Here is a 16,506-nt window from a genome sequence, read left to right as displayed (position 1 = left end):
GGCCATCCGCTGGGGCTGCCGATTCCGCACACCGCGATTATCCCGCACGGCAAGGCGCGCATCGCCGACAGCCTGGCGCTGTTCGTGCGCGACCATTTCCTGGAACCGACCGCGCTGCTGGCCAAGCTCAGCGCGTTCGATCCGGCCAAGCGGCTGGGCCAGTGGCTGGCCGAACCGGCGCAGGCCGGCAAGCTGGCCGAGCTGGCCCGCGGCTGGGCGCTGCAGGCACTGGATCTGCTCGACGAAGCCGCAGTGCGGCGCCGCATCCACGGCTTCGTGGTGGCACGCCTGCACGAATGGAACGCGGCCGCGACCGCCGGCGAGATCCTCGGCCTGCTCACCGCCGACGGCCGCCACCAGGCGCTGCTCGACGAAGCGCTGACCCGGCTCGGCCGGCACCTGGACGATGCGACGGTGAAGCAGCGCGTGTCGGCGATGATCGTCAAGTACGCGCGCCGCGAATGGCCCAAGCTGGTCGGCACGGTGGAATGGGTCAAGCCGGTGGAAGGCATCGCCGACACCCTGGCCGAACGCCTGGCGCATGCGCTGCTGGACGAACTGCAGGACGTGCTGTCGCAGCCGCAGCACCCGCTGCGCCAGGACTACGAGCGCTGGCTCGGCGGCTACGTGCAGCGCCTGCGCAACGACCCGGCCACCGCCGACAAGCTGCAGGCGATGAAGCAACGGCTGATCGAGCATCCCGGCGTGCAGGACTACGTGCAAGGCCTGTGGGAGCAGATCCACGCCAGCCTGCGCGAGGACCTGTCGCGCAGCGACGGGGTGTTGGTGCAGCATCTGCAACGTTCGCTGGGCGCGCTCGGCGAGTCCTTGTCCCAGGACCGCGCCTTGCGCGACGCGCTCAACCAGCACCTGCTCGGCGGCGCGGAGAAGCTGACCCAACGCCTGCGTAGCGGCGTCACCGAGCACATCGCGCAGACCGTGAAAGGCTTGGACGAACGTCACCTGGTGGAGCAGCTGGAGCTGAGCGTCGGCCGCGACCTGCAGTACATCCGTTTCAACGGCACCCTGGTCGGCGGGCTGATCGGGGTCGCGCTGCACGCAGCCGTCACGCTGATTCCATGAAGGTCCTAGATGGGCATCCCTGCTATGCGCCGAGGGTGCTGGTAAGGCAGCGACGATCGCGCTAGCGTGCGTTGCAAGGCACCTGCAGGGCCGCCGCTTTCATCGTCAAAGCCATCCCGTACAGACCGAAGGGGCGCCGATGCCTGCGCATCGCCAGCGCTCGCAAAAGGAAAGCGGCTCATGTCGAAGAACCACTGGACACCCGCTGCCGGCCCTGCGCGCTCGGCGCTCGGCGCCGCACTGGTAGTGCTGCTGCTCGGCTTGCTGGCCGCGGCGCTGATCGCGCGCGGCCTGCAGCAACGCAATCTGCAAGAAGCCCACGACCGCTTCCAACAGCTCGCCACCCATGTCACCGGCGAACTGCAGCAACGCCTCAACGTCTACGAACACGGCTTGCGCGGCGCGCGCGGCGCCGTCATCGCCGCTGGTGGCGACCACATCAGCCGCGAACGCTTCGAGCGCTACAGCAACTCGCGCGAATACCAGCGCGAATTTCCCGGGGTGCGCGGCTTCGGCTATATCCGCCGGGTGAGGCAGGCCGACGAAGCTGCCTTCCTGCAGCAGGCACGCAGCGACGGCGCCCCGTCGCTGCAGATCCGTCAGCTGACGCCGCACGACGGCGAGCGTTTCGTGATCCTGTATATCCAGCCGCTGCGGCTCAACAATCCTGCGCAAGGCGTCGACATCGCCTCCGAGCCCGCGCGGCGCGCGGCGGCGCTCGCCGCAGCACGCTCGGGCCAGCCGACCATCACCGCGCCGATCCGCCTGGTCCAGCGCCCCGGGGTCGGCAACAGCGGTTTCCTGCTGCTGCCGGTCTACCGCGAAGGCCTGCCGCTGCAGACCCCGGAGCAGCGCTGGCAGGCCACCACCGGCTGGGCCTATGCACCGTTGAACATCGACGAGGTGCTGGTGGCCTCGCCCAACCACGCCCACGAATTGCAATTGACCCTGGCCGACAGCGAGAACGGCACCCAGCCCTTCTATCGCGGCGGCGACCCCGCCGCGCGCACCCCGGCAATGGAACTGCACGCCGAACGCAGCCTGCCGGTCTACGGCCGCCGCTGGCTGCTCGGCGCGCAGGCCACGCCGGGCTTCGTGCGCTCGCTCAACCAGACCTCGCCGCTGCTGGCCGGCGGCCTGGCCGGCGGCATTTCGGCGCTGCTCGCCGCGCTGCTGTACCTGTACCTGACCGGCCGCCACCGCCGCGACCTGATCCTGCGCGAGCAGAGCCAGCTGGCCGCGCTGGTCGGCAGCTCCAGCGAGGCGATCGTCGCCGAGGACCTGCATGGCCGCATCACCCACTGGAATCCGGCCGCCGAACGCATCTTCGGTTACGCCGCTGAACAGGCAATCGGCCAGCCCCTGCAGGAGCTGCTCGGCGCGCAGGTGCGCGACGTTGCCGGCAACGGCTCGCAGCTGCGCAAGCTGCAGCATCGCGACGGCCATGTGGTCAACGTGCTGGCCAGCGCCTCGCCGATCGTGGACAACGACGGCGACGTCATCGGCCACTCGCACCTGCTGCACGACGTGTCCGAACGGGTGCGTGCCGAAGCGCGGGTGCTGGAACTCAACGCGACGCTGGAGCAACAGGTGGCGCAGCGCACCAGCGAACTGGTCACCTATTCGGCGCTGCAGCGCGCGATCCTGGCCAACGCCGGCTACGCGATCGTGGCCACCGACCCGGACGGCACCATTACCCTGTTCAACCCTGCCGCCGAGACCATGCTCGGCTATCCCGCGCACGAGATGATCGGGCGCAAGGCCACCGGCCTGTTCCTGGATCCGGAGCAATTGGCCAGCCGCGCCGAACGCATGACCGCGCAATCGGGCATCGCGGTGGCGCCGGCGTTCGAATCGGTGGCCGCGCTCTCCACGCTGGGGCGCAGCGACACCCGCGAATGGACCTACGTCAGCAAGGACGGCCGCCCGTTCCCGGTGCTGCTGACGCTGAGCACGCTGCGCGACGACAACGACCAGGTGATCGGCTATCTCGGCATCGCCGTCGATCTGACCGAGCAGAAGCGCCGCGAGCGCGAACTGCGCCTGGCGATCGACGCGGCGGAGACCGCCAACCAGTCCAAGAGCGATTTCCTGGCCAACATGAGCCACGAGATCCGCACGCCGATGAACGCGATCCTGGGCATGCTGTACCTGCTGCAGCACAGCGAACTGCCGCAAGCGGCCAAGGACATGATCCAGAAAAGCGACGCGTCGGCACGCGCGCTGCTGGAGATCATCAACGACATCCTCGACTTCTCCAAGATCGAATCCGGGCGCATCGACCTGGAATCGGAACCGTTCGGCCTGAATCAGCTGCTGGAGAACATCGCCGCGCTGATGACCTCGGCGATCAGCGCCAAGCCGGTGGAGATGATCGTCGAACCGCTGCCGGCCGGCTGCCGCTGGCTGCGCGGCGATGCGCTGCGCCTGAACCAGGTGCTGATCAACCTGGTCGGCAACGCCATCAAGTTCACCGAGCAGGGCGAAGTGGCGCTGTCGGTGCGCAGCTTCCCCAGCGGCGAACCCGGCAAGATCAAGCTGTTCTTCTCGGTGCGCGACAGCGGCATCGGCATCCCGCGCGACAAGCAGAGCCTGATCTTCTCGCCGTTCCTGCAGGCCGACACCTCCACCAGCCGCCGCTACGGCGGCAGCGGCCTGGGCCTGACCATCAGCCGGCGCCTGGTGGAACTGATGGGCGGCCAGCTGGAAGTGCAGAGCACGCCGGGCCGCGGCAGCGATTTCTATTTCGCGATCAGCTTCCCGGTGCTGCCGGCGCCGGCCGCCGAGGCGGAGCATCCGGAGGCGCGGCGGGTGCTGATCGCCGACGACCACGACCTGGTGCGCAGCAACCTGAGCAGCATCGCCAGCGGCTTCGGCTGGCAGGTGGAAGCGGTGGCCAACGGCACCGACGCGATCGCCGCGGCCGGCCCGCAACGCGAGGGCTTCGACGTGATCCTGCTCGACTGGCGCATGCCCGACCTGGACGGGCTAAGCGTGGCGCAGCGCATCCGCGCGCAATCGGCGGCGGACCGGCAACCGATCATCGTCATGGTCACCGCCTACGAGCGCCGCCTGCTGGAAGAGCAGCACCACGCGCCCAGCGACGTGGACGCGGTGATGACCAAGCCGGTCACCGCCTCGGCGCTGTACCGCACCATCGCCACGCTGCTGGCACGGCGCCGCGGCGACGGCCCGCCGCCCTTGCTCAGCGGCGACGGCACCCCGCGCCTGGCCGGCGCACGGCTGCTGGTGGTCGACGACAGCGAGATCAATTGCGAGGTCGCGCAGCGCATCCTCGAAGGCGAAGGCGCGCTGGTGGAACTGGCCCACGACGGCGAGCAGGCGCTGCAACGGCTGCGGCGCGATCCCAGCCGCTTCCAGCTGGTGCTGATGGACGTGCAGATGCCGACCCTGGACGGCTACGAGGCCACCCGCCTGCTGCGCGAAGACCCGCGCCTGGCCGGCCTGCCGGTGATCGCACTGACCGCCGGCGCTTACCGCCAGCAACAGGAGCTGGCGCTGGCCAGCGGCATGAACGGCTTCATCGCCAAACCGTTCCAGGTCGAGGAACTGATCGCGATCATCCGCCAGTTCCTGCCGCTGCGGCTGCCGCCGGCGCTGGACCCGCTGCCGGCCGCCACGGCCGAGGTCTGGCCCAATCCCGATCCGCAGCTGCTCGACGCCGCGCAGGCGCAGCGCCTGTGGAGCGAACGCGCGCCCTACCAGCGTTACCTGCTGAAATTGCTGCAGGACACCCCGGATCCGGCGGCGACGCTGCAGGCGTTGCTGGATCCGCAGGCGCCGGCGGCGGCGATCTCCTACGTGCACAAGCTGCGCGGCTCGGCCGGCTCGCTGGCGCTGCCGGCGCTGGTCGCGGCCAGCGCCGAACTGGAGGAACGGCTCGGCGACGCGCCGGCGCAGGCCGACGCCGCGATCGCCGCGCTGGGCGCGGCCATGCAGGCGACGGCCGCGGCGATCCAGCGCTTCGTGGCCGCGGCCGAGGCGGCGCAGGCCCTGCGGGACGCGCCCCTAGCCGGCGACGGCGCTGCGGGCGACGGCGCCGCGTCGGCGCTGCCGCTGCAGCAGCAGTTGCAGCACCTGCTGCAGGCCCTGGACAGCGACGATCCGGACCGCGTCGAGCGGGTGCTGGATGGCCTGGCGCCAGCGCTGCCGGTGGCGATGGCCACCGAGCTGATGCAGCTGGTCGAGAGTTTTTCCTTCCGCGAGGCCGAGGCTAAAGTCAGGCGCTGGCAGGCCGATGCAATCCAATAGCATGCGCAGCGCCGGTCCCATCCAGCTGCCGTTGGGTGCACACGACAAGGAACGACGATGGTTCAGTCCCCCATCCTGTGCGTAGACGACGAAGCCAGCAACCTGGCGCTGATCCGCCAGATCCTGCGCGAGGACTACCCGCTTACCTTCGCCAAGAACGGCGCCGAGGCGCTGCGCGCGGTGGTCAAGCACCGCCCGGCGCTGATCCTGCTCGACATCGACCTGCCCGACCTGGACGGCTACACCATCGCCCGCACCCTGAAACAGGACCCGCGCACCGCGGCGATCCCGATCATCTTCGTCACCGCCAAGGACAAGGACGCCGACGAGAGCATCGGCTTCGAGGCCGGCGGCGTGGACTACATCACCAAGCCGTATTCGCCGAGCATCCTGCGCGCGCGGGTGCGCACCCACCTGTCGCTGGTCAGCGCCGCCAGCCTGGCCAGCAGCCATCGCGACGCGATCCAGATGCTGGGCATGGCCGGCCACTACAGCGACTCGGACACCGGCACCCATATCTGGCGAATGGCCGCCTATGCGCGCGCGCTGGCGATCGCCGCCGGCTGGTCGGGCGAGGACGCCAAGCTGCTCGAGCAGGCCGCGCCGATGCACGACACCGGCAAGATCGGCATTCCCGACGCCATCCTGAAGAAGCCCGGGCCGTTGGATGCGGACGAATGGACGGTGATGAAGCGGCATCCGCAGATCGGCCACGACATCCTCAGCCGCAGCAGCGCGCCGCTGTTCCGGCTCGCCGCCGAGGTCGCGCTGCACCACCACGAGCACTGGGACGGCAGCGGCTATCCGGCCGGCCTGGCCGGCGAGCGCATTCCCGAATCGGCGCGGATCGTGGCCGTGGCGGACGTGTTCGATGCGCTGACCACGCCGCGTCCGTACAAGGACGCATGGCCGTTGGCGAAGGTGATGGAGCTGTTCCAGCAGCAGGCCGGCGCCCAGTTCGAACCGCGCCTGGTCTGCCTGTTCACCGAGATCCTGCCGCAGATCCTGCAGATTCAGCACTACTGGAGCGAATGCGCGCCGGGCGAGGACGTGCCGCAGCGCACCAGCACGGATGCCGCGGCGCGGCACAGCGACGGCTGAGCCGCGCGGCCGCCGCTACACCCGATGCAGGAGCGGCTTCAGCCGCGACAGGCGCTCTCCGTAGCGCCTGTCGCGGCTGAAGCCGCTCCTACAACAGCGAGACCAAGACGAAAACGTCGCGACGCCCGCCCCCTCAGCGCCGTTGCAACCGCCAGGCGCGGTGAATCCGCGGATTGCGCTCGAAATCCGGCGCGATGGTCTGCGCGGTGATCTCCTCGCACGAGGCGAATTCGCCCAGCGCGTCCTGGTCCAGCTTGAAGCGGCGGAAATTGTTGGAGAAGTACAGCACGCCCTCCGGCATCAGCCGCGCCACCGCCGCGCGCAGCAGCCGCACGTGCTCGCGCTGCAGATCGAAATCCTCGGCGCGCGCGGAGTTGGAGAAGGTCGGCGGGTCGCAGAAGATCACGTCGTAGCGGTTCTTCTCCGCCTCCAGCCAGGTCAGCGCGTCGGCCTGCACCAGGCGGTGCTGGGCGCCGCCCTTGCCGTTGAAGCCCAGGTTGTCGGCGCACCACTGCAGGTAGGTGCCGGACAGGTCCACGCTGGTGGTGGAATCGGCGCCGGCCACCGCGGCCTGCACGCTGGCCACGCCGGTGTAGCAGAACAGATTGAGGAAGCGCTTGCCGCGCGCCTGCTGCGCCATCGCCCCGCGCAGCGGGCGATGGTCCAGGAACAGGCCGGTGTCCAGGTAATCGAACAGATTCACCCGCAGTAGCGCGTCGTGTTCGCGCACCACCAGGAACTCGCCGCGCTGCTCGAAGCGCCCGTACTTGCTGCCGCCCTTACCGCGCTCGCGCGACTTCAGCGCCACCCGCTCGGCCGGCACGGCGAACACCTCGCGCGCGGCGGCCAGCAACTCGTTGCGGCGGCGGCGCACATCGGCGTCGGGGATTTCTTCGGGTGCGGCGTATTCCTGCACGTGCAGGTAGGTGCGCGCCTGGCCGCCGTCTTCCTGGTACACGTCGATCGCCGCCGCGTACTCGGGCAGGTCGGCGTCGTAGGCGCGGAAGCAGCTGACCCGTTCGCGCGCGCGCCAGCTCTTGAACTTGCGCAGGTTCTTGCGCAGCCGGTTGGCGACCATCTGTGCGCCGTCGCTGAGCGCGCGCGGCGCCTCGGCCGGCGCGCGCTGCGCGACCGCGATCGGGTCGCAGACGATCAACGGACATTCCAGCGCGCCATTGAACATCTGGTATTTCTTCGCCGCGCGCAGGCCGGTGGCATAGGCCAGGTCGGCATTGCCGCACAGCAGGCTGGCGCGCCACTGCGGCACCGCGCACTTGAGCGCCTCGCCCAGGCGCCGGTACAGCGCGGTGTCGGCGGCCAGGCGTTCGTCGTAGGGCGGATTGCACACCACCGTGCCCAGCGCCTGCGCCGGCGTGCGCAGGTCGGCGACATCGCGCACCTCGAACACGATCGCCGCGGCGACCCCGGCCGCCTGCGCGTTCTCGCGCGCGGCGCGGATCGCATGCGGATCGAGGTCGCTGCCATGGATCACCGGCTGCAGCGCGGCGCGGCCGGCGGCCTCGCGCTGCCGCGCCTCGGCCAGCAGGCTGCGCCAGGCCTCCTGGTCGAAGCCCAGCCAGCGGCTCGGCGCGGCGCTGAATGGCAGCGGGCCGGCGTCGCCACGGCGTGCGGCGGCCAGATCGCCGCGCAGCAGCCCCGGGGCCACGTCGGCGGCCATCAGCGCGCCTTCGATCAGCAGCGTGCCGCTGCCGCACATCGGATCCAGCAGACCGCCGCCCTGCGCGTACAGCTGCGGCCATTGCCCGCGCAGCAGCACCGCCGCGGCCAGGTTCTCCTTCAACGGCGCCGCGTTCTGCACCTGGCGCCAGCCGCGCCGGTGCAGCGAGCCGCCACCCAGGTCCACCGACAGCGTGGCGCGGCCCTTGCGCAGCGACAGGTTCAGGCGCAGATCCGGATCCTCCACGTCCACCGACGGCCGTTCCAGGCCTTCGCCGCGCAGCGTGTCCACCACCGCGTCCTTGACCCGCTGGGCGGCATAGCGCGCATGCGTGATCGCGGTACCGGACACGTGCGCGTCCACCGCCAGGGTGTGCTGCGAGGTCAGGTGCTGGCGCCACGGCAACGCCGCCACGCCGGCATACAGCGCGGTCTCGTCGGGACAGTCGAACTCGTCCAGCGGCCACAGCACGCGGCTGGCCAGGCGCGACCACAACACCGCACGCTGCGCATCGCGCAGCTCGCCCTCGCTATTGACCCCGGACACGGTGGCGGTGGCGGTGGCGACGCCGAGCGCGAGCAGCTCGTCGACGAGCAGGTATTCCAGGCCCTTGGCGCAGGAGACGAAGAATTTCACGGGAATGCGGACCACACGAAGAAGGAGGGATGCGCGGGCGGGCGCCAGGCCCGCCCCGCGCGTATCGCGGCAGCGCGGCCCACGGCGGGCGGGCGGCGGCAACGGACGGGAAGACGCGAATGGTCGGCCATCGCGCCCACCATTACCAGCCCGGGGCGCGGTCCACGCCTGGTTGCCGGCGCTGCGCACGGTCGAGAGGGTTGCTCGGTTCGGCCGGGATCAGCACATCGGCGTCGGACAGCCAGGCGCCGAGCAGCGGCACGCGCATCGCTTCGCTTGGCAGCCGCTGCGTTCGGCCGCCGGCCGCTGCGCGGTCACAGCGCCGAGCCCGCGGCGCGCAGCCGCTGGGCGATGTCCCAGCGCTCGCCGAGCGAGCCGAAGTCGGCCGGATCGTTTCGGAGAAATCCTCGGCTCGCTCATCGCAGGCACGATGGTAACCCGTGTATCCGCGGCCGCGGTACAACCGCAGCGGCGACGCTCAGCCTCCGACCAGGAACGCGTCGTGGTACTCGGCCTCGGCCACCGGCGGCATACGGTCGCCGAAACCGATCACCTGGAAGTCCCCGGCCGGCACGCCCGGCAGTACCAGTCCCGGTTCCGGCGCGAAGCCGAAGCGCGCGTAGAACGCCGGCTCGCCGAGCACCACGCAACCGGCCGCGCCCAGCGCCTGCAGCTGCGCCAGCGCCTCGCGCACCAGCCGTGTGCCCAGCCCCTGGCGCTGATGGCCCGGCCCCACCGACAGCGGTCCCAGCGCGTACCAGCCGCGGCTGCCGTCGGACAGTTGCAGTGGCGACACCGCCACATGGCCGACGATGTAACCGTCGTGCTCGACCACCAGCGACAGGGTCAGCGCGCCGTCCGCGCGCAGCCGTTCGATGATCTGCTGCTCGTCGTGGCGGCTGTGCGCGACGCGGAAGAACGCGACCAGGATCAGCGCCTCGATCGCGGCGTGGTCGGCTTGGGTTTCGGCGCGGATGTTCAGTTCCATCGGTGGCTCCGGTTGATGCAGTCTGCTGCGCGGAACACGAAGCTCACAGCGTTTCCAACAGTTCGGCGAACGCGCGCGCCGACGCTTCGACGTGGCCGCCCAGCCGGTGCATGTCGTCGACCAGCAGCAGCCGCGCCGCGCGCGCCTGCGCCCAGGCGATCACCTCGGCGGCGGGAATCAGCTCGTCGTGCCAGGCGTGGACGATCGAGATCGGCACCGGCGCCGCGTCCAGCGCCGGCATCCAGCCCATCCGCGTCGGCGGCACCATCAGGAACAGGCCGCGCACCGGCACCTGCAGCGACACCTGCGCGGCGATGTACGCGCCCAGGCTGGACCCGGCCAGCACCACCGGCCCGCGCTGCGCGGCGGCCTGCGCCAACCCCAGCAGGCGCTGCAGCCGCGCCGGCACGTCGCCGAGCTGGCTGACCTCGCGGCGCGCGTCCAGGTCGGTGAAATCCGGGCGCTCATGGCTCCAGCCCAGGCGCTGCGCGACCTCGGCCAATGCCGTGACCTTGATCGCGTCCGGACCGCTCTCGAACCCGTGCGCGAGGATGCAGTGGCCGCGGCTCACAGCGCCAGCACCGTATCGCCGAGCCGCAGCGTGCCGCCGTGCACGATCCGCGCGCACAGGCCGCCATGGCCGCGCATCGCGTTGTAGCCGCCGGGACCCAGCGCGTCCTCCATCCGCGAGCACGGATCGCACGGCGCGATGCCTTCCAGCTCGACCTCGCCGATGCGGAAGCGGCGCCCCTTCAATGCGATCAACGGGATGCCGGAGACGACCAGGTTGCGCCGCAGCGTCGCCGGTGCCACTTGCGCATGGCCGGCCAGCGCGGCGATCGCCGGCAGGTGTTCGGCCTGGATCAGGGTCAGCCCGCGCCTGCCGTTGCGGCCGGCGTAGCGGTCGCCGAACAGGCCGGCATCGGCATGCGCCACCGCCTGCGCCACTTCCAGCATCGGCACATCGCGCGCCGGGCGCAGGCCTATCCAGTCCACGCGTCCGGCGCGCGGCAACGTGGCGAGCAGCGTCGCCAGCGGGCTATCGGGATTCAGAGTCATCATCGGGATTCACAGCGATCGGCGAATGCTAGCATCCGTGCATGCCGCAGATCCCGCCGTTGCCGATCCACGATGTCCCCCTGCCCTACGTCGAACGGCTGCAGGCGCGCACGCTGGATGCGATCGACCTGGCGGTGATCCATTGCACCGAACTGCCCGACCTGGCCAGCGCGCGCGCCTATGGCGAGCGCGTGCTGTATGCGTCCGGCACCGGCAACAGCGGCCACTTCTACATCGACCGCGACGGCAGCGTGCACCAGTACGTGCCGCTGCAGCGGGTGGCGCACCACGTGCGCGGCTACAACGCGCAGTCGCTGGGCATCGAACTGGTCAACCGCGGGCGCTATCCGCACTGGCTGGATTCGCGCCACCAGGCGATGCATGAGCGCTACCCGCCGGCGCAGATCCAGGCGCTGATCGCACTGCTGCAACAGGTGCAGGCCGAGCTGCCGCAGCTGCGCCATATCGCCGGCCACGACGCGCTGGACCGCAGCCGCGAAACCGCCAGCGACGATCCGGCGCGGCAGGTGCAGCGCAAGCTCGATCCCGGCCCGCGTTTTCCGTGGCCGCAGGTGCTGGAGGCGGTGGCGCTGACGCCGTATGCGCCTTCGGCGGATGCGCCTTCCGACCGCTGACACCGCTCCCTGTAGGAGCGGCTTCAGCCGCGACGAGCGAAGTGGTGAATGTTCCGAACGGGCAGGCAGCCGGGACTGAAGTCCCTCACACAAGATGCCTCGCCGCTCCGCGGCGCCGATGGAATCCTTGTGGGAGCGACTTTACGCAGCGGCGGGCCTTCCGACTTGGGAAATTGTCGCGGCTGAAGCCGCTCCTACAATGCACCCAGCCGGCTATTCGCAGGCTGTTGTAGGAGCAACTGTCTTCTCATCCGATAACCTCACGCCATGGTGTGCGATCTCGTGCCATGGCGTTGAGTCGGATAAGCAGCACGCGCATGCATGCGGTGATGGCGACCTTGGCGGGCTTGCCGCGTGCCCGTAACTGTTGATAACGCTCCTTGAAGGAGGCTTGAGTGCGCACAACGCTCCAACAGGCCATGTACAGCACTCGTCGGATCGTGGCACGCCCGCCGCGGATGCGGCGTTTGCCGCAGTGCTGCCCGCTGTCCACGTTGTAGGGAGCCAGGCCGACCAGGGCCGCGATCTGGCGACGATCCAGCGTCCCCAGTTCGGGCAGATAGGCCATCAGGCTGGCGGTGGTGACCTCGCCGATGCCCGGGACCGTGCCCAGGGCGTGCGCCAGCGCATCGTCGAGCTGGCACCGCACCTGCTTGATCGCCTGGTTCATCCGCTGGATACGGCGGCGCACGTCGCCGATCTGCTCGATCAGGCACGCGCGCACCATGGCCAGGGTCGCCTGATGCAAGCGACGGCGCTCGTCGTCACGTTGCTGGACCAGTTGCTCGCGGCGCTGGACCAGCATGCGCAGTTGCTCACGCAAGGGATCGGGAGCCGGCGCGGGCGCTTGCACCAGGTGAGCCATGCGCGCCAGCAAGGCCGCATCCAGCGGATCGGTCTTGGCGGTTGTGCCCAAGGCCGTGGCGAAAGCGCGTGCCCGGCGCGGATTGATCCGGGTCACCGGGATCCCTGCCGTGGCCAGTGCCGTCATCACCGCCCGTTCGTAGCCGCCGGTGGCCTCCAGCAGCGCGTTGCCGACGCAGTGCCCGGCAAGGTGGTCGCACAGGCGCTGGTGGCCCTGGGCGGTATTGGGAAAGGACAGCAACTGGTCCAGGGGAAGCACGTGGACGGCCAAGGTGTCCTTGGCCACATCGATACCGATCCAAAGAGGCATAAGCGTTAGGTAGACTGGGGGACAGGAGAGAGCCACCTCGTCGCTGCCCACGCTTGTGAAGTTCGAGCGAACGCTCGTTCAACTGTTCGGGCTAGGCAACGAGGTCGATGTGCGGCCGCCCTGGCTCCTACACGTGCTTGAACACTACGGCCTGTCGGCGTGCCGCACATCGCTCTCCACTCAAACTGTAGAGCAATCTCCAGACACAAGCGGCTTCAGACGCGATGAGCGACATGGTGAATTTTGCGAACTGGCAGGCTCAGCGCAGACCGAGATAGTTCTTCTCGCCCGCGGTCACCGCCTGCTCCAGGCGATTGCCGACCGGCGCCAGCGGGCACACCACGTGCGCGGTGAACGCGCAGGGCGGGTTCTGCGCCAGGTTGAAGTCCAGCACGATGCGCCCGCCCTGCGCCGGCTCGACGAACAGATAACGCGCGCCGCCATAGCTCTCGCGGCCGCTGGTGCGGTCGGTGAACGGGAAGAACAGCCGCTTGCCATCGTCGTCGCGCAGCGCCTGCAGCCGGTAGCGGCGGCCACCGAGGGTGAATTCGGCGCTGCCCGCCAGCGCCAGCGGCTGCGGCGTGCCGATCGACGTGAGCAACACAAGTGCGCGCGGCAGCGGGGCCGGATGCCAGTCGGCGACCACCCGCCAGCGCGGATCGATCGGAAAATAGTCGATGCCGTGGAAGCTGCTGCGCGCGGCCGCGTGCGGATCGCGGAAGCGCCAACCGAACAGGTTGCCGGTGCGCACCACGTAGAACTCCTGCTCGCCCAGCGCCAGCCGCGTCTCGGTGCCGTGCGCCGCATCGGTGCCGAGGCGACCGGCCCGGAACGCCTGCCCGCGCACCGTCGGCATGGCGTCCGCGGCGGCCTCGAACACCACGCCGGCATCGGCATCGATACGCAAGCTGCCCAGGTGCGCGGGACCGGCCGGCAGTTGCACGTCGTTGTCTGCGGCGCTGCCCACCTGGTGCACGCCGCTGTGCAGGCGACCGGAGCCGGTATAGCTGAGCCAGCCGCCCGGCGCGCGCAGCCGCGCCACCCGCTGCGCGCGGCGCTGCTCCACCGCCATCCGGTAGTGCGCGTCGGCTTGCGAGCGCGGCGAGGCGTCGGCGCCGGCCGTGCGCGGACGTTCGCCGCAGGCGGCCAGGCTCAGCGCTACCGTCAGCATCCACATCCCACGCCAGCGCATCGTCTCAGCCCCTGTACTTGTCACCCATGCCTCCTCCACACCACGCCGATCCGGCGTGCCTGCCGCAGCAACTAGCCGCTGGCACGCGGCCGCGCAGGATCGGCGATCCAGCCGCTCCACGATCCGGCATACACGCGCGCACCGTGCAGGCCGGCATGCTCCAGCGCCAACAGCAGATGGCAGGCGGTCACGCCCGATCCGCACATCAGCACCACCTCGCGTGGATCGCGCCCGTGCAGCAACGGCTCCAGTTCCGCGCGCAGTTCCTGCGGCGGGCGCAGGCGCCCATCGCGCAGGTTCTGGCCCAGCGGGCGGTTGATCGCGCCGGGCACGTGTCCGGCGACCGGATCGATCGGTTCGACCTCGCCGCGGAAGCGCTCGCCGGCGCGCGCATCCAGCAGCCAGCCCGGCGCCTCGTGCAGGCGCGCGGCGATCTCCTCGGCAGCGGCGATACGGCTGGCATCGAAGCGTTGCGGATACGGCGGCAGCGGCGACGGCGTTGCGGCGGCATCGGTTTCCGGCAAGCCATGCCGGCGCCATTCGGCCAGGCCGCCGTCGAGCACGGCGACGCGGCGATGCCCGAGCAGGCCAAGCATCCACCACAGCCGCGCCGCGGCCATGCTGCCGTCGCCGGCGTCGTAGACCACCACCTGGGTGTGCGGCGCGATGCCCCAGCGCCCCAGCGTCTGCGCGAACGCATCGGCCTCGGGCAACGGATGCCGACCCAGGCCCGGACGGCCAAGGTCGGACAGATCCGTGTTGAGATCGGCGTACACCGCAGCGGGCAGATGCGACTGCGCGTAGGCCTGGCGCGCGAGCTGCGCGGCCTGCGGATCGGCAAGCGCGGCGGCAGCGAAACGCGCATCCACGATGCGCAGATCCGGGTGGCCGAGCGCCGCGGCCAGCGTCGGCACATCGACCAGCCGTTGCCAGTCGGGTGACGGTTCGCTCATGCGGTTTGCTCCAGTCGTCGGCGCAGGTTGAGCAGGATCGCTGCGGTCGCGCCCCAGATCCGCTGCCCCGGCCAGCCGTATTCCAGCACCACCCGCGGCCGCCCGCGGTAGTCGGTCTCGATGCTGCGCAGGTTGTCCGGCGCCATCAGGTAGGCCAGCGGCACCTCGAACACTTCGGCCACTTCGCCGGGATGCGGCTGCGGCACGAATGCCGGATCGATCGCGGCCACCACCGGCATCACCCGGAAACCGCTGATGGTCACGAACGGATCGAGATAGCCCAGCGCTTCCACCTGCGTTGGGGACAGCGCGATTTCTTCCTCGCTCTCGCGGATCGCCGCGGCCACCGCATCGGCGTCGTCGGCTTCGATGCGGCCGCCGGGAAAACTGACCTGGCCACCGTGGTGGCGCAGGCTGTCGGTGCGGCGGGTGAGCAGCACGTGGGTGCCGTCGGCGCGCGGCAACAGCCCGACCAGCACCGCCACCTCGGCCGGTGCGCCGTCGGGCAGCAGATCGTGCAGTTCGTGATGGTTCCAGCCGGGGCCGCCGGGCGGCAGCTGCAGCGGATGCAGCGCGCGCAGCAGGCGCGTGCGCTCGGCCAGGCGCTGGCCTGGCGTGGGCGACCAGCCGCGCTGCGGCAATATCTCCTGCATGTAGCGCTGGCGCTCGGCGTCGCTCATGCCGCGCCAACGCGCGATCTCGTCGCCGTTGCGCAGGCAGCCCGCGCAGTAGCCCTGCGCGTCGAGGGCGCAGATGCCGATGCAGGGCGTGAGCAGTGCATGGGGGACGGGATCCATCGGATTCGACACCTGCTCAGACTAGCGCGATTTGCCGGCAACGGCACTTTCCCTGCCGCAAAAAAAATTGCGCCGGCGTTGCCGCCGGCGCAATCGTCATGCACTGCGCAGCGCGCTTACTTGACGCTGATCAGCTTGATCTCGAACTGCACCGCCACGTTCGGCGGGAACGGCGTGCGCGGGTCGGCGCCATAGGCCTTGTCCGGCGGCAGGGTCACTTCCCACTTGGAACCGGCCGGCATCTGCAGCAGCGTGTCGCGCATGGCCTGCATCTCCACTTCGCTGACCTTGATCGACGGGATCTGCTGCGCCGGACGCGACTGCGCCGGGCGCTGGCCGAACGGATACGGACCGGCCACTTCCAGCTGCACGGTGCTGGCCTGGGTCGGCTTGGCACCCTTGCCGGCTTCGATCACGCGGTACTGCACGCCGCTGGGCAGCGTCTGCACGCCGGCCTTGGCCTTGTTCTGCGCGATGAACTGCTCGCTCTTGGTCTTGTTCTCGGCAGCGGCCTTCTCGTAGTCGGCCTTGGCCTGCTGGGCACGGCCCTGCTCGCGCTTCTGGAACGCTTCGACCGCCGGCTTCAGCTGGTCGGCGGCGACCGCCGGCTGCTTCTTGGCGTAGGCATCCTGCAAGCCCTTCACCACTGCATTGATATCGAGCTGCTCGCCACGGCCCGACAGTTCGGCAAGGTTGTTGCCGTAGTCGTAACCGAAGTAATAGCTCAGCTTGCCCTTCTCGGACGAGGTGTCCTGGGCGAACGCATTGCCGCTCAGGGCTAGGGCCGCCACGGCGACCGCAATAGAACGCAACTTCATCAAACAATTCTCCAGGGTGGTGGCACAGGGCGGCCTGTGCCGCCTGAGATGACGCGTTAGGATAGCCTCCGCGGCGCATATCCGCTACCGACGACGCAACTCTGACCAACTTGCGCCACC

General features: G+C 70.1%; 13 protein-coding genes and 1 pseudogene. 4 read left to right on the top strand and 10 right to left on the bottom strand.

Annotated elements, in window-relative coordinates:
* Positions 1–3 precede the first annotated feature (3 nt).
* The 3 genes and pseudogenes from KHF85_RS08085 to KHF85_RS08075 form a co-directional block, all read left to right on the top strand.
* Positions 4–1,083 (top strand): annotated as a pseudogene (locus KHF85_RS08085) (DUF445 domain-containing protein); the annotation flags it as partial.
* Between the two features lie 180 nt (positions 1,084–1,263).
* Positions 1,264–5,355 carry a CHASE domain-containing hybrid sensor histidine kinase/response regulator gene (locus KHF85_RS08080; protein ID WP_284569176.1) on the top strand — a complete coding sequence of 1,364 codons (4,092 nt, stop codon included), beginning with the start codon at positions 1,264–1,266 and terminating at the stop codon, positions 5,353–5,355.
* Between the two features lie 57 nt (positions 5,356–5,412).
* Positions 5,413–6,456 carry a response regulator gene (locus KHF85_RS08075; RefSeq protein ID WP_284569175.1) on the top strand — a complete coding sequence of 348 codons (1,044 nt, stop codon included), beginning with the start codon at positions 5,413–5,415 and terminating at the stop codon, positions 6,454–6,456.
* A 133-nt stretch (positions 6,457–6,589) separates the two neighbouring features.
* Here KHF85_RS08075 and rlmKL read toward each other — a convergent pair whose 3' ends face one another.
* The 5 genes from rlmKL to KHF85_RS08050 all read right to left on the bottom strand — a co-directional run bounded on the left by rlmKL (position 6,590) and on the right by KHF85_RS08050 (position 10,817).
* Positions 6,590–8,770, bottom strand: a complete 2,181-nt coding sequence (gene rlmKL, locus KHF85_RS08070) for a bifunctional 23S rRNA (guanine(2069)-N(7))-methyltransferase RlmK/23S rRNA (guanine(2445)-N(2))-methyltransferase RlmL (RefSeq protein WP_284569174.1) — start codon at positions 8,768–8,770, stop codon at positions 6,590–6,592.
* 142 nt (positions 8,771–8,912) lie between these two features.
* Positions 8,913–9,038 (bottom strand): ABC transporter, encoded by a 126-nt coding sequence (locus tag KHF85_RS08065; RefSeq protein ID WP_284569173.1) that lies wholly within the window; start codon positions 9,036–9,038, stop codon positions 8,913–8,915.
* Between the two features lie 210 nt (positions 9,039–9,248).
* Complete coding sequence (locus KHF85_RS08060) at positions 9,249–9,758, bottom strand: GNAT family N-acetyltransferase (protein ID WP_284569172.1); 510 nt, start codon at positions 9,756–9,758, stop codon at positions 9,249–9,251.
* 43 nt (positions 9,759–9,801) lie between these two features.
* Positions 9,802–10,329: an alpha/beta fold hydrolase gene (locus tag KHF85_RS08055; protein ID WP_058363681.1), complete on the bottom strand. Its 528-nt coding sequence runs from the start codon at positions 10,327–10,329 to the stop codon at positions 9,802–9,804.
* The gene (locus KHF85_RS08050) at positions 10,326–10,817 is read right to left on the bottom strand and encodes an MOSC domain-containing protein (protein WP_284569171.1); all 492 of its coding nucleotides are present in this window, start codon (positions 10,815–10,817) and stop codon (positions 10,326–10,328) included. The genes KHF85_RS08055 and KHF85_RS08050 overlap by 4 nt, the downstream gene beginning before the upstream one ends.
* A gap of 41 nt (positions 10,818–10,858) precedes the next feature.
* On the opposite strand from KHF85_RS08050, the gene KHF85_RS08045 reads away from it, so the two are divergent.
* On the top strand, positions 10,859–11,452 hold the full coding sequence (locus KHF85_RS08045) for an N-acetylmuramoyl-L-alanine amidase (protein ID WP_284569170.1): 594 nt from the start codon (positions 10,859–10,861) through the stop codon (positions 11,450–11,452).
* A gap of 247 nt (positions 11,453–11,699) precedes the next feature.
* On the opposite strand, the gene KHF85_RS08040 is transcribed toward KHF85_RS08045, so the two are convergent.
* From KHF85_RS08040 to KHF85_RS08020, 5 genes are all read right to left on the bottom strand, one after another.
* A complete protein-coding gene (locus KHF85_RS08040) occupies positions 11,700–12,626 on the bottom strand; it encodes an IS110 family RNA-guided transposase (protein ID WP_284566813.1) in 927 nt (308 codons plus the stop codon).
* 259 nt (positions 12,627–12,885) lie between these two features.
* The gene (locus KHF85_RS08035) at positions 12,886–13,803 is read right to left on the bottom strand and encodes a DUF1684 domain-containing protein (RefSeq protein WP_409976697.1); all 918 of its coding nucleotides are present in this window, start codon (positions 13,801–13,803) and stop codon (positions 12,886–12,888) included.
* An 86-nt stretch (positions 13,804–13,889) separates the two neighbouring features.
* Positions 13,890–14,771: a sulfurtransferase gene (locus KHF85_RS08030; protein ID WP_284569168.1), complete on the bottom strand. Its 882-nt coding sequence runs from the start codon at positions 14,769–14,771 to the stop codon at positions 13,890–13,892.
* Positions 14,768–15,568: an NUDIX hydrolase gene (locus tag KHF85_RS08025; RefSeq protein WP_284569167.1), complete on the bottom strand. Its 801-nt coding sequence runs from the start codon at positions 15,566–15,568 to the stop codon at positions 14,768–14,770. The genes KHF85_RS08030 and KHF85_RS08025 overlap by 4 nt, the downstream gene beginning before the upstream one ends.
* Before the next feature lie 116 nt (positions 15,569–15,684).
* Positions 15,685–16,386, bottom strand: a complete 702-nt coding sequence (locus tag KHF85_RS08020; protein ID WP_284569166.1) for an FKBP-type peptidyl-prolyl cis-trans isomerase N-terminal domain-containing protein — start codon at positions 16,384–16,386, stop codon at positions 15,685–15,687.
* Between the last annotated feature and the right edge of the window lie 120 nt (positions 16,387–16,506).

This window comes from Xanthomonas graminis pv. graminis (assembly GCF_030168915.1).
GTDB classification, from domain to species: Bacteria; Pseudomonadota; Gammaproteobacteria; order Xanthomonadales; family Xanthomonadaceae; genus Xanthomonas_A; species Xanthomonas_A translucens.
This window is presented reverse-complemented; position numbering and strand designations above follow the sequence as displayed.